The organism is Parapedomonas caeni, assembly GCF_041060555.1.
Lineage (GTDB): Bacteria > Pseudomonadota > Alphaproteobacteria > Sphingomonadales > Sphingomonadaceae > CAUJIW01.
In genome coordinates this window covers 39,342-51,943 of the sequence record NZ_JBEUDS010000004.1, presented here as the reverse complement: position 1 = coordinate 51,943, position 12,602 = coordinate 39,342, and the positions used below count along the sequence as shown (strand labels likewise).

The following is a 12,602-nucleotide window of genomic DNA, read 5'->3' as shown; positions in this document are numbered from 1 at the left end:
TTGGTGTTGATGACGGCCAGCCGTGCCCGACAGGGCACGGGCGCGGTGCGGGACGCAAGGCCCGGTGTCACGGTTGGGGAGCCGGCGATGAGTGGCGAGACTTCAGTGCTGAAGCGGGTGGGCGCGGTGCTCAACGGCTTCTCGGACCGGCGCCCGCAGCTGACGCTGGCCGACCTCGCCACCCTGCTGGAGGCCAGCGAGGCCACCGCCTACCGCTATGCCGCCGAGCTGTGCGACATCGGCCTGCTGGCGCGGCGGGCGGGCCATTTCCTGCCCGGCCCCAAGATCATCGAGCTGGACTACCTGATCCAGTCCTATGACCCGGTGCTGCGCGCCGGCACGTCGGCGATGGCGGCGATCGCCGAACGCACGGGCTGCCATGTGCTGCTGTGCGCGGTCTATGGCCAGGGGCTGGTCAACGTCCACCACGCCGTCGGCCGCCAGCCGCTGGCGCTCACCTTCCTGCGCGGCCGGACGATGCCGCTGTTCCGCGGCTCGCAGGCCCGCGTCGCGCTGGCCTTCACGCCGACCCGCAAGCTGCGCCGGCTGTGGGCGACGCACCGGGATGACCCCGATCTCGCCCGGCTGGGTGCCGACTGGCTGGCGCTGCGCCGCACCCTGCAGGCGGTGCGCAAGGCCGGCCACTACATCTCGCGCGGCGAACTCGACCCCGGTATCACCGGCATCGCCGCGCCGCTGCTGGGCGAGGACGCAACCCTGCTTGGCTGCCTGGTGCTGGCCTACGCCGCCGATCAGCCGCCGACCGGCGACGAGGCCGCGCTCGCCGCCACGGTGATGGCGGAGGCGCGCGCCATCAGCGACCGCCTCGGCCTTCAGCGCGCCGGGCCGCCGCAGGCGGACGGGTGAAGCAGCGCCGCGCGGGCGGTGGCCCGATGCCGCCTCAGACGTCGAGGTTGGCGACGGTCAGCGCGTTGTCCTGGATGAACTCGCGGCGCGGCTCGACCACATCGCCCATCAGCTTGGTGAACATCTCGTCGGCGGAGCCGGCGTCCTCGATCTTCACCTGCAGCATGGTGCGGTTGGCGGGGTCGAGCGTGGTCTCCCACAGCTGCTCGGGGTTCATCTCGCCCAGACCTTTGTAGCGGGAGATGCTCAGCCCCTTGCGACCGCCCTCCAGCACATGGTCGAGCAGCGCCGACGGCCGGCGGATGGTGACCGAGCCCAGCATCGCCGGCCGGGCGTAGGTGGCGGCCTCCTCGCTGGCGGTGGCGTGCAGCTTGCGCGCCTCGGCCGAGCCCAGCAGCGCCTTGTCGAGCACATAATGGTCGGCAACGCCGCGCACCGTCTGGACGAAGTGGTAACCGCCCTCGGCGCTGGCCTCGCCGGTCCAGCCGGCGTCGCCCGAGGCGTTGAGCCGCTCGGCGACCTTGGCCGCCTGCGCGCCCAGCCGTGCCGGATCGGCCAGCAGCGCGGGGTCGAGGCCGCCGGTCAGCGCCAGCTCCTCCACCAGCAGCAGCTTGTAGCGCTTGGGCACATAGTCGAGCAGGGTGCGGATGCGCCGGGCATGGTCGACCAGATGCTTGAGATCGGCACTGCCGCGCTGGCCCTGGGCGGTCTCCAGCACCGCGTCGCCCAGACCGGCCTCGATCAGATAGTTCTCCAGCGCCGCCTGGTCCTTGAGGTAGACTTCCGAGCGACCCTTGGTCACCTTGTAGAGCGGCGCCTGGGCGATATAGAGGTGGCCGGCCTCGATCAGCTCGCGCATCTGGCGATAGAAGAAGGTCAGCAGCAGGGTGCGGATGTGCGCGCCGTCGACGTCGGCGTCGGTCATGATGATGACCTTGTGGTAGCGCAGCTTGGAGAGGTCGAAATCCTCCCGCCCGATGCCGGTGCCGAGCGCGGAAATCATCGTGCCGATTTCCTTCGAGGACAGCATCTTGTCGAAGCGCGCCCGCTCGACGTTGAGGATCTTGCCCTTGAGCGGCAGGATCGCCTGGAAGCCGCGGTTGCGCCCCTGCTTGGCGGAGCCGCCGGCGCTGTCGCCCTCGACCAGGAACAGTTCGGACTTGGCCGGATCGCGTTCGGCACAGTCGGCCAGCTTGCCCGGCAGCGAGGCGACATCCAGCACCCCCTTGCGGCGGGTGAGATCGCGCGCCTTGCGCGCCGCCTCGCGGGCGATGGCGGCATCGACGATCTTCTGCACCACCGCCTTGGCGTGGGCGGGGTTCTCCTCCAGCCACTCGGCGAGCTTTTCGTTGATCATGCTCTCGACCGGCGCGCGGACCTCGGAGGACACCAGCTTGTCCTTGGTCTGGCTGGAGAATTTGGGGTCGGGCACCTTCACCGAGACGATCGCGGTCAGGCCCTCGCGCATGTCCTCGCCGGAGAGATCGATCTTCTCCTTCTTCAGCAGGCCGGAGCTGTCGGCATAGTTGTTCAGCGTGCGGGTGAGCGCCGAACGGAAGGCGGCCAGATGGGTGCCGCCGTCACGCTGCGGGATGTTGTTGGTGAAGCACAGCACCTGCTCGTAGTAGCTGTCGTTCCACTGCAGCGACACGTCGACGCCGATGCCGTCGCGCTCGCCGCGGATGGCGACCGGCGTCGGGATCACCGCCGTCTTGGTGCGGTCGAGATACTTCACGAAGGCCGTGATGCCGCCCTCGTAGTATAGCGTCACCGTCCTGGGTTCGGCGTGGCGGGCATCGGTGAGATAGAGGTGGACGCCGGAGTTGAGGAAGGCCAGCTCGCGGAAGCGATGCTCCAGCCGCTCGAAACTGAACTCGGTGATCTTGAAGGTCGCCGGCGACGGCATGAAGGTGACCTCGGTGCCACGCTTCTCGCGGCCCTGATCGTCGGTGTCGGCCGGCCCCGCCACCTTGAGCGGGGCTTCCGCCTCGCCATGGCGGAAGCGCATGAAATGTTCCTGGCCCGCGCGCCAGACGCGCAGTTCCAGCCACTCGCTAAGCGCGTTGACCACCGACACGCCGACACCGTGCAGACCGCCGGAAACCTTGTAGCTGTTCTGGTCGAACTTGCCGCCGGCGTGCAGCTGGGTCATGATCACTTCCGCCGCCGACACGCCTTCCTCGGGGTGGATGTCGGTGGGGATGCCGCGACCATTGTCGCGCACGGTCACCGAGCCGTCCGGGTTCAGCACCACATCGATGCGATCGCACCAGCCGGCCAGGCTTTCGTCGATGGCATTGTCGGTGACCTCGAACACCATGTGGTGCAGGCCCGAGCCGTCCTCGGTGTCGCCGATGTACATGCCCGGCCGCTTGCGCACCGCATCCAGGCCCTTGAGAACCTTGATGGATTCCGCGCCATAGCTGTCCTCGGTCGGCAGCGTCTCGTCGCTCACTGGCATGTCCTTCAAATGTCCAGCCGGACGGGGCGTCCGGCGTCGATCGTCCAAAACTGGCCTTGCCCGCGCAGCGGCGCGACCAGGGCCTCGAACAGGGCGAGATCGGTGCCGGTCATCCACGCCTGCACGCCCATGTTCATCAGCATGTCAAATAGCCCGGCGCGACGGTCCGCGTCCAGATGTGCCGCGATTTCATCGAGCAGCAGCAGCGGTTTTCGGCCGGTTTCACCAGCCACCAGCCGCGCCTGCGCCAGGATCAGGCCGATCAGCAGCGCCTTCTGCTCGCCGGTCGAGCACAGCGCCGCCGGCATCGCCTTGGGCGCGTGGGTGACGGCGAGATCGGTGCGGTGGGCGCCGAAGCCGGCCCGCCCGGCCGCCCGGTCGACGCCGCGCCGGCTGGCCAGCTCGCCGGCCGCCCAGTCCTCGACATCGAGCGCCTTGGCGGTCTCCAGTGCTGCCTCCAGCGCGCCGTCGAGCGCCAGCAGCGCGCGCGGGAACGGCCCGTCGGGGGCGGCGTCCATCAGCGCCTGCAGGGCGGTGACGCCATGGCGGCGCGCCGCGGCCACCGCCACGCCATGCTCGGCCATCCGCCGCTCCAGCGCGGCCAGCCACAGCGGATCGGCGTTGCCAGCCTCCAGCAGGCGGGCCCGCTCGCGCATCGCCGCCTCGTAGCGGGCGACATGGCCGGCGTGGTCGGGATAGAGCGCCAGCACCAGCCGGTCGAGAAAGCGCCGCCGGCCGCTGGCGCCCTCGACGAACAGCCGGTCCTGCGCCGGGGTCAGCCACAGCAGGCCGAGTGTGGCCTGCAAGGCGGCGGCGGTCGCGGTCTCGCCGTCGATGCGAATCTGCCGCCGGCTGGTCGACGGATCGCCAGGCCCGCCGGGGGCCGCACTCGCGGTGATGCCGGTGCCGATATCGACCGGCGCCAGGCCGCCGCTGACCCGCGCCGCCACCGCCCAGTCGGCGCCGCCCGCCGCCGGCCCGCGGCGCGCCATTTCGCCATAGGCGGCGCCGCGCAGGCCCTTGCCCGGCGACAGCAGCGACAGCGCTTCCAGAATGTTGGTCTTGCCGGCGCCGTTGGGGCCGGCGAGCACCACCGGGCCGGGGCCGACCTCGACCACGGCCTCGGCGTAGGAGCGGAAGCTGGTCAGGATCAGCCGGGAGACCCAGCGGGATTGCGGTTCAGCGGTCATGGTTCAGCGGTGGTGGCGTTGACGCGGCGCCGTCCGGGCCGGGCGCCGTCGCGCCGACCGCTCACACCCGCATCGGCATCAGCACATAGAGCGCCGGGGAGTCGTCGCCCTCGCGGATGAGGGTCGGCGAACCGGCGTCGGCCATGTGCAGCTCGACGTTCTCCGCCTCGATCTGGCCCAGGATGTCCAGCAGGTAGCGGGAATTGAAGCCCACCTCCAGCGGCGTCGAACCATAGTCGGCGGACAGCTCTTCCGCCGCCGTGCCGGCCTCCGGCGAGGTCACCGACAGCGTCACCTTGTCCTTGTCGACGCTCATCTTCACCGCGCGGGTCTTTTCCGTGGCGATGGTGGCGACGCGATCGACGCCCTCGGCCAGCTGCTTGGCGTTGACCTTGAGCAGCTTGTCGTTGGCGGTCGGGATGACGCGCGAATAGTCCGGGAAGGTGCCGTCGATCAGCTTCGACGTCAGCACCGCGTTCTCGAAGGCGAAGCGGATCTTCGACTGCGACAGGGTGACGTGGACATCCCCGTCCAGCTCGTCGAGCAGCTTGCGCACTTCCGCCACCGCCTTGCGCGGCACGATGACGTCCGGCATGCCCACCGCGCCGTCGGGACGCGGGATGGCGACGCGCGCCAGCCGGTGACCGTCGGTGGCCACCGCCCGCAGCGCCGGGTTGGCCTCGTCGGTGACATGCAGGAAGATGCCGTTGAGATAATAACGGGTCTCTTCCGTCGAGATGGCGAAGCGGGTCTTGTCGATGATCTGCTTGAGCGTCGGCGCCGGCATGGTGAAGCCGAACGGCAGGTCGCCCTCGGCAAACACCGGGAAATCGTCGCGCGGCAGGGTGGCGAGCTGGAAGCGCGAGCGCCCGGCCGACACCGCCAGCCGGCCGTCGGCCGAGGCCAGCTCGATCTGGGCGCCGTCGGGCAGCTTGCGCACGATGTCGAACATGGTGTGGGCCGCCACCGTGGTGGCGCCGCGCTGCACCGTGTTGGCCGGCGCCGTTTCCACCACCTGCAGGTCGAGGTCGGTCGCCATCAGCCGCAGGCCATCTTCCTCGGCCTCGATCAGCACGTTGGAGAGAATGGGAATGGTGTTGCGGCGTTCGACCACCGACTGCACATGCGCGAGAGCCTTGAGAAGCGCCGCCCGCTCGACCGTTACCCTCATCGAACCCTCATTCCGCGCAGTCCGGCCCCGTGGCCGTGGACCCTATGGCACACAGTATATCGGAGGGCACCGGCCCCACCACTCTAAATGTGGCCGCCGCCCTCGCAAAGTTGTGGATATTTCTACTGAAACGCCGCCCCGGTCAAGGCCGCTGCGGCGGGCGGTCGTTGCGCGCCCGAACCCGTGGCGGGTCGAGCGCGCTCGCGCTTACAAAAGGTCGAGCACGCTTTCCGGCGGCCGGCCGACCCGGGCACCGGCGGGGCCGATCAGCACCGGCCGCTCGATCAGCCGCGGGTTGGTGGCCAGCGCGGCGATCAGCGCGGTGTCGTCGGCGCCCTTCAGCGCGGCGGCCTCCGGCTCCTTCCAGCGCACCAGCGACGCGATGCCGCCAGGCAGCCGGGCGGCCACCGCCTGGAGTTCGGCCGCCGTCGGCGCGTCGTCGAGGTAGAAGCGGACAGCGGGCGTGACCCCGCGCTCCTCCAGCAGCGCCAGCGTCTTGCGGGCGGTGGAGCAGCGCGTGTTGTGCCAGAAGGTGAAGTCGGTCACCGGCATTCTCCTCAAGGCTCCCCGGCCCCGCTCAGGCGAGACCCGGCGCCACCTTGAAGGCCGCCAGCGTCTTGGCGCGGATCTCGGCGACGGTGACGCCCGGCGCCATCTCGATCAGCTCGAAACGACCGTTCTTGGCGTCGCGGCTGAACACCGCGAGATCGGTGATCAGCATGTCGACGACGCCGGTGCCGGTGAGCGGCAGGTCGCAGCGCTCCTTGAACTTGGCCGAGCCGTCCTTGGCGGTGTGTTCCATCACCACCACGACGCGCTTGGCGCCGGCCACCAGGTCCATGGCGCCGCCCATGCCCTTGACCAGCTTGCCCGGCACCATCCAGTTGGCCAGGTCGCCGTTCTCGCCGACTTCCATGGCGCCCAGAATGGTGAGGTCGACATGGCCGCCGCGGATCATCGCGAAGCTGTCGGCCGACGAGAAATAGCTGGAATAGGGCAGCGCGGTGATGGTCTGCTTGCCGGCGTTGATGAGGTCGGCGTCCTCCTCGCCCTCGAACGGGAACGGCCCCATGCCGAGCATGCCGTTCTCCGACTGCAGCACCACGTGCATGCCCTCGGGGATGTAGTTGGCGACCAGCGTCGGAATGCCGATGCCGAGGTTGACGTAGAAGCCGTCCTTCAGCTCGCGGGCGGCGCGGGCCGCCAGTTCGTCACGCGTCCAGGCCATTATGCCACCTCCCGCTTGCGCACGGTGCGTTGCTCGATGCGCTTCTCGTAAGTGCCGACGACGATCCGCTGCACGAAGATGCCCGGCGTATGGATGTGGTCGGGGTCGAGGCTGCCCACCGGCACCACTTCCTCCACCTCGACCACCGTGGTCTTGCCGGCGGTGGCCATCATCGGGTTGAAGTTGCGCGCCGTCTTGCGGAACACCAGGTTGCCCTCGGTGTCGGCCTTCCACGCCTTGACGATCGACAGGTCGGCGACCAGGCCGGTTTCCATGACATAGGTGCGGCCGTTGAACTCGCGCAGCTCCTTGCCGTCGGCGACCACGGTGCCGACACCCGTCGCGGTGAAGAAGGCCGGGATGCCCGCCCCACCGGCGCGGATGCGCTCGGCGAGCGTGCCCTGCGGGTTGAACTCCAGCTGTAGTTCCCCGGCGAGGAACTGGCGTTCGAACTCCTTGTTCTCGCCGACGTAGGACGAGACCATCTTGGCGATCTGCCGGGTCTTCAGCAGCAGGCCGAGGCCGAAATCGTCAACCCCGCAGTTGTTCGAGATGACGGTGAGGCCCTTGACGCCGGAATCGCGCAGTGCGGCGATCAGGTTTTCCGGGATGCCGCACAGGCCGAAGCCGCCGGACATCACGGTCATGCCGTCGAACAGCAGACCCTCAAGGGCCGCGGCGGCATTGGGATAGACTTTATTCATGGACAGCCTCCCTGTAATGGGAGGTGCTTTACCGGGCGCCGGCCCGGCTGGCAACATGATGCGGTGCAATATCCGCCCTCTATCCGCCCTGCAAAAATGTCCGGATGTTTGTCGATGTCTTCTTCACCTGCCCGTCCCGCCACCCCCCCCCTGCCGCCGCTGCTGCTCGCCCGCCACGCCGAGACCGTCTATAACGCCGGCGGCCGGATGCAGGGCGCCAGCCGCCACACGCCGCTCACCCATGCCGGCATCGCCCAGGCCCATGCCATGGGCAAGGCCCTGCGCGCCGCGCTCGGCGAGCGCCCGGCACTGACCCTGTGGGCCTCGCCGGCCGGGCGGACGCTGCAGACCGCCGCCATCATCGCCGAGCATCTGGGGCTGGATTTCTTCGCCATCCGCGAGGAGCCGCGCCTGCTGGAGATCGACGTCGGTGGCTGGGAGGGACGCGCCTATGCCGACATCGTCGCCGAGAGCGGCAGCATCGTCGACCTGGAGCGGCGGCTGTTCAGCCGGCGGCCACCGGGCGGCGAATGGTACCCCGAGGTCGCGGCTCGCCTGGGCGACTGGGTGGCCGATCTCGCCACCGCCTCCGGGCTGCAGCTGGCGATCTCCCACGGCATCACCGCCCGGGTGCTGCGCGGGTTGCTGGTGGGCGGCACCCCCTACGGCCCGGAAGCGACGCCGATCGCCGACGACGTGCCACAGGGTACGGTGATGCGCATCGAGGCCGGCCACGAGGCGCCGGTGCATGTCGGCACCGGCTCGACCGGCGAGCACCGGCTGAAGAGCGTATGAGCGGGTCGGCGCTTCCCCTCCGGCACCGACGGGTGGTCCTGTTGGCCGGCCTGCTGGCCGCGCCGCTGCTGCTGGCCGCCCCGCCAGCAACGGCGCGCGACGTGCTCGGGCTGTATGACGGCTGGGGCGCGGTGAAACAGGCCGGCGGCGACCCCGTCTGCTACGCCATCGCCGAACCCGGCCGCACCACCTCGTCGGCCAAGGGCGCGCTGCGGCGCGATCCCGCCAGCCTTGCCGTGGCGCGCTACCCCGGCCGCCAGATCAGCGCGCAGGTGCAGGCGACGCTGGGCTTTGCCGCCGACCCGGCGCGCGACCTGACGCTGGCCGTCGATGGCCGGCGCTGGACCCTGCTGCCGCATGGTCCCAACGCCTATGCCGCCAGCGCCCAGGACGATGCGGCCATCGTCGCCGCGCTGCGCCGGGGGGCGACGGCGCAGGTCACCGCCACCTCGACCCGCGGCACCCGCGTCACCGACAGCTACGCGCTCAAGGGCCTCGGCGCCGCGCTCGACGCGGCGGCGGCGGCGTGCGGAAAATAGGCCCGCCAGGCCCATCTCGACCGCGCCACTGGTGAATCGGACCAGAATCGCTTACATGAGCGACCTGATCCTGTTTTCGCGAGTATGACGGTCATGCAGATTCCCGGCCATATCGATCCGGTCGTCACCCCCCGCGCGGCGCCGACGCCGCGCGCCGACGGTCGCCGCGACCTGCTTGGCCTCGACCGCGCCGAGATGCGCGCCGCCCTGATCGAGGCCGGCGTGCCGGAGAAGCAGGCGCGCATGCGCGCCGGCCAGGTGTGGCACTGGATCTACCATCGCGGCGTCACCGACTTCGCCGCCATGGCCAACATCGCCAAGGACACCCGCGCCCTGCTGGAGGCGCACTTCATTGTCGGCCGGCCGGAGGTGGTGACCGCCCAGGTCTCCACCGACGGCACCCGCAAGTGGCTGCTGCGCGCCGTCGACGGCGAGGAATACGAGGCGGTGTTCATCCCCGACGCCGACCGGGGCACGCTGTGCGTGTCGAGCCAGGTCGGCTGCACGCTGAACTGCCGCTTCTGCCACACCGGCACCATGAAGCTGGTGCGCAACCTCACCGCCGCCGAGATCGTCGGCCAGATCATGCTCGCCCGCGACGACCTCGGCGAGTGGCCGAGCGCACAGGACGGCCGGCTGCTCACCAACATCGTGATGATGGGCATGGGCGAGCCGCTCTACAATTTCGACAACGTCAAGCAGGCGCTGGGCATCATCATGGACGAGGAGGGCATCCAGCTCTCCCGCCGCCGCATCACGCTGTCGACCTCGGGCGTGGTGCCGATGATGGCGCGCGCCGGCGCCGAGATCGGCGTCAACCTGGCGGTCTCGCTGCACGCGGTGACCAAGGAGATCCGCGACGAGATCGTGCCGCTGAACAAGAAATTCGGCATCGACCAGGTGCTGCAGGCCTGTGCTGACTACCCCGGCGCCAACAACGCGCGGCGCATCACCTTCGAGTATGTCATGCTCAAGGACAAGAACGACAGCGACGCCGACGCCCGCGAGCTGGTGCGGCTGATCCGCCAGTACAAGCTGCCGGCCAAGGTCAACCTGATCCCGTTCAACCCGTGGCCGGGCGCGGCCTATGAATGCTCGGACTGGGAGCGCATCGAGCGCTTCTCCGACATCATCTTCAAGGCCGGCATCTCGGCGCCGATCCGCACCCCGCGCGGGCGCGACATCATGGCCGCCTGCGGCCAGCTGAAGTCAGCGAGCCAGAAGATCAGCCGCGCCGAGCTGGACCGGGTGGCGGCGGAGAAGGAAGCGCAGTTCCTCGCCGCACCCGCGGCCTAGGGTCGCCGTTGACCCGTCGCGTCGTCATCATCGCCAATCCGAAGGCCGGCCGGCGGCTGGGGCCGGCGCTGAAGGTTGCCGACCGGCTGACCCGACTGGGCGCCGATGTGCGGGTGGAGCCCACCGCCTATCGCGGCCACGCCCGCGAGATCGCCCGCGCGCTGGCGCTGAGCGGCGCCGCCGACGTGGTGGCGGCGGCCGGTGGTGACGGCACCGCGGCGGAAGCGATGGGCGGCCTTACCGGCACGCGCCTACCACTGGCGATCATCCCCGCCGGCACCGCCAACGTGATGGCCCTGACGCTGGGCCTGCCGGCCGGCGCCGAGGCGCTTGCCCGCACCGTGCTCGACGGCACCGACCGCGACTTCCGTCCGGGCCTTGCCCGCGACCTGCCGTTCCTCTGCCTGGCCAGCGCCGGCTTCGACGCCGAGGCGGTGCGCCGGGTCGATCTCGGGCTCAAGCGCATGGTCGGCAAGGCTGCCTACGCCTGGGCCGGACTGCAGACCGCGCTCGCCGGGCCGCCGGCGCGGCTGACGGTGGACGCCGACGGCGAGCGACTGGAAGGCAGCCAGCTCATCATCACCCGCGGCCCCTTCTACGCTGGCCGCCACCGGCTGCTGCCGGGCGCCGACCCGTTCGACGACCGGCTGCACCTGCTGCTGGTGACCGGCGGCGGCCGGCTCGACTTGGCGCGCTTTGTCGCCGCGGCGGCGCTGGGACGCCACACCCGGCTGGCCGGCGTGGTACGCCGCGCCTGCCAGGAAATCCGCGTCGGCGCGGCGGAGGAGACCGGCGCCGCCGGCCGCTCGTCGGGCCGGGTGGCGGTGGAAGTGGATGGCGACTATCTCGGCCATGCCCAGGCCGGCGCCCCGGTCATCTTCGGCCTGGCCCGCCAGACCGTAAGGCTGCGCTGCCCGCGATAGCCCGCCGGCATGGCCCGGTCATGCCGGCCGGCGGCGACCATCGCCCCTCGCCCGCCGGCCTTTTCGTGCTAGTCTGACAGGCTGACCTCAACAGATTTGCCCTTGATTCAAGCTTCAGGCTGACTCAACCTGTAGGGATCAAGCCCCAGATACTCAACCGTGGCGGGAGAAAACAGGATGGGTCCACTGGGATCGCTGCTGCGGCGTGTCATTCGCGCCGGCACGCTCACCGTCATCGACGCCGGCGGCGCGCGCCACGTGTTCGGCGACGGCATGGCGCCACGCTGCGCCATCCGGCTGGCCGACCGGCGGCTGGAATGGTCGATCGCCTTCAACCCGACGCTGGCGGCGGGCGAAGCCTATATGGACGGCCGGCTGGTGATGGAGGAAGGCCACATCCTCGACCTGCTCGACCTGTTCACCGGCAACCTGAAATGGCACCCGGATAATGCGCTGCGCAAGACGCTGGACCGCCGGCCGCGCTGGCTGATGCCCTTCCAGCAATGGAACGACCAGCGCCGCGCCCGCGCCAACGTCGCCCACCATTACGACCTGTCGGGCAGGCTCTATGACCTGTTCCTCGACAAGGACCGGCAATACAGCTGCGCCTATTTCCGCAGCCCCGAGGCCAGCCTGGAGCAGGCGCAGTTCGACAAGAAGGCCCATATCGCCGCCAAGCTGCTGCTCGACCGGCCGGGGCTTGAGGTGCTGGAGATCGGCAGCGGCTGGGGCGGGCTGGCGCTTTACCTCAACGCCGCCTGCGGTGCCCGGATGACCGGGGTCACGCTGTCCACCGAGCAGCTGGGCGTCTCGCGCGGCCGCGCCGAGGCGGCCGGCGTCGCCGAGGACGTGCGCTTCGAGCTGCGCGACTATCGCGCCGTCGAGGGCAAGTTCGACCGCATCGTCTCGGTCGGCATGTTCGAGCACGTCGGCAAGCCGTTCTACCAGACCTATTTCGACACCGCCTGCCGGCTGCTGAAGGACGACGGGGTGATGCTGCTGCACACCATCGGGCGGGCCGACGGGCCGGGCGTCACCGACCCGTGGACCCGCAAGTACATCTTCCCCGGCGGCTACACCCCGGCGCTGTCGGAGCTGATGCCGGCGATCGAGCGCGCCGGGCTTTACGTCACCGACGTCGAGGTACTGCGGCTGCACTATATGCACACGCTGCAGCACTGGTATGACCGCACGATCTCGGCGCGCGCCGAGATCGTCGCCCTCTATGACGAGCGCTTCTGGCGGATGTGGCTGTTCTATCTTGCCGGCGCGCTGTGCGCCTTCCGCCACCAGGGGCATGTGGTGTTCCAGATCCAGCTCGCCCGCACGGTGGACGCGGTGCCGCTGACCCGTGATTATATGCGCGACGCCGAAGCCCGGCTGCTGCAACAGGGGCCGGACGTTCCCACCCTGCAACCCGCGTGATGA

12 protein-coding genes are annotated in these 12,602 nt (G+C 70.0%); 6 read left to right on the top strand and 6 right to left on the bottom strand.

Going from position 1 to position 12,602, the window contains the following annotated elements; translation table 11 throughout:
* Window positions 1-87: 87 nt before the first annotated feature.
* Window positions 88-867 (top strand): IclR family transcriptional regulator, encoded by a 780-nt coding sequence (locus ABU113_RS04395; RefSeq protein WP_454558268.1) that lies wholly within the window; start codon window positions 88-90, stop codon window positions 865-867.
* Between the two features lie 34 nt (window positions 868-901).
* Here the strand turns inward: ABU113_RS04395 and gyrB are convergent, their stop codons facing one another.
* The 6 genes from gyrB to ABU113_RS04365 form a co-directional block, all read right to left on the bottom strand.
* Window positions 902-3,328, bottom strand: a complete 2,427-nt coding sequence (gene gyrB, locus ABU113_RS04390; protein ID WP_454558267.1) for a DNA topoisomerase (ATP-hydrolyzing) subunit B — start codon at window positions 3,326-3,328, stop codon at window positions 902-904.
* Between the two features lie 5 nt (window positions 3,329-3,333).
* The gene (gene recF, locus ABU113_RS04385; RefSeq protein WP_454558266.1) at window positions 3,334-4,518 is read right to left on the bottom strand and encodes a DNA replication/repair protein RecF; all 1,185 of its coding nucleotides are present in this window, start codon (window positions 4,516-4,518) and stop codon (window positions 3,334-3,336) included.
* Window positions 4,519-4,579: 61 nt separating this feature from the next.
* A complete protein-coding gene (gene dnaN / locus ABU113_RS04380; protein ID WP_454558265.1) occupies window positions 4,580-5,689 on the bottom strand; it encodes a DNA polymerase III subunit beta in 1,110 nt (369 codons plus the stop codon).
* A gap of 207 nt (window positions 5,690-5,896) precedes the next feature.
* A complete protein-coding gene (locus ABU113_RS04375) occupies window positions 5,897-6,235 on the bottom strand; it encodes an ArsC/Spx/MgsR family protein (RefSeq protein WP_454558264.1) in 339 nt (112 codons plus the stop codon).
* A gap of 31 nt (window positions 6,236-6,266) precedes the next feature.
* On the bottom strand, window positions 6,267-6,917 hold the full coding sequence (locus ABU113_RS04370; RefSeq protein WP_454558263.1) for a CoA transferase subunit B: 651 nt from the start codon (window positions 6,915-6,917) through the stop codon (window positions 6,267-6,269).
* Entirely contained in the window at window positions 6,917-7,621 is a 705-nt protein-coding gene (locus tag ABU113_RS04365; protein ID WP_454558262.1) for a CoA transferase subunit A, read from the bottom strand. The genes ABU113_RS04370 and ABU113_RS04365 overlap by 1 nt, the downstream gene beginning before the upstream one ends.
* A 114-nt stretch (window positions 7,622-7,735) precedes the next feature.
* Here ABU113_RS04365 and ABU113_RS04360 point away from each other — a divergent pair, with 114 nt between their 5' ends.
* The 5 genes from ABU113_RS04360 to ABU113_RS04340 all read left to right on the top strand — a co-directional run bounded on the left by ABU113_RS04360 (window position 7,736) and on the right by ABU113_RS04340 (window position 12,599).
* The gene (locus tag ABU113_RS04360) at window positions 7,736-8,416 is read left to right on the top strand and encodes a histidine phosphatase family protein (protein ID WP_454558261.1); all 681 of its coding nucleotides are present in this window, start codon (window positions 7,736-7,738) and stop codon (window positions 8,414-8,416) included.
* 32 nt (window positions 8,417-8,448) lie between these two features.
* Window positions 8,449-8,955, top strand: coding sequence for an invasion associated locus B family protein (locus tag ABU113_RS04355; protein ID WP_454558260.1), 507 nt, complete (start codon window positions 8,449-8,451; stop codon window positions 8,953-8,955).
* A gap of 93 nt (window positions 8,956-9,048) precedes the next feature.
* Window positions 9,049-10,251, top strand: a complete 1,203-nt coding sequence (gene rlmN, locus ABU113_RS04350) for a 23S rRNA (adenine(2503)-C(2))-methyltransferase RlmN (protein WP_454558259.1) — start codon at window positions 9,049-9,051, stop codon at window positions 10,249-10,251.
* An 8-nt stretch (window positions 10,252-10,259) separates the two neighbouring features.
* Entirely contained in the window at window positions 10,260-11,174 is a 915-nt protein-coding gene (locus ABU113_RS04345) for a diacylglycerol/lipid kinase family protein (protein ID WP_454558258.1), read from the top strand.
* Between the two features lie 177 nt (window positions 11,175-11,351).
* Window positions 11,352-12,599 carry a class I SAM-dependent methyltransferase gene (locus tag ABU113_RS04340; protein WP_454558257.1) on the top strand — a complete coding sequence of 416 codons (1,248 nt, stop codon included), beginning with the start codon at window positions 11,352-11,354 and terminating at the stop codon, window positions 12,597-12,599.
* Window positions 12,600-12,602 lie beyond the last annotated feature (3 nt).